2 tRNA genes are annotated in these 457 nt (G+C 43.1%); both read left to right on the top strand.

What is annotated here, in order from left to right:
- Nucleotides 1-36: 36 nt before the first annotated feature.
- Nucleotides 37-113 (top strand) — tRNA-Ile (locus tag GVO60_RS22225).
- 42 nt (nucleotides 114-155) lie between these two features.
- Nucleotides 156-231: transfer RNA gene (locus GVO60_RS22220), tRNA-Ala, on the top strand.
- Nucleotides 232-457 lie beyond the last annotated feature (226 nt).

Raw genomic sequence — 457 nt, 5'->3', positions numbered from 1 at the left:
CAGATTGATGGTTTATACAGTTTAAGAGACGATACTGGGTCTGTAGCTCAGGTGGTTAGAGCGTTCGCCTGATAAGCGAGAGGTCGGTGGTTCGAGTCCACTCAGACCCACCAATTTCCTTTGGGGATTGGCATACAGTATCGACAACACCTGATGGGGCTATAGCTCAGCTGGGAGAGCGCCTGCCTTGCACGCAGGAGGTCTGCGGTTCGATCCCGCATAGCTCCACCATCTTTAAGCGCATTTGCTTAAGTGTTCTTAAAAATGGTTTTCATTAGAAAATCTAGCTCTTTAACAATTTGGAAAGCTGACAAAGTAATCTTTAAGATTACTTGTAAAGTTCTCAATGTTTGTCTTTATGACAAACACCAATACAACACATTCAAGTGTTCTTGGGAATGTCACTTTAAGTGACTATTCAAAATTGAGTCCGGCAAAATCGAGTCTGCACATGTAT

This window comes from Vibrio atypicus (assembly GCF_009811315.1).
In the GTDB taxonomy this organism is placed as follows: domain Bacteria; phylum Pseudomonadota; class Gammaproteobacteria; order Enterobacterales; family Vibrionaceae; genus Vibrio; species Vibrio atypicus.
This window is presented reverse-complemented; position numbering and strand designations above follow the sequence as displayed.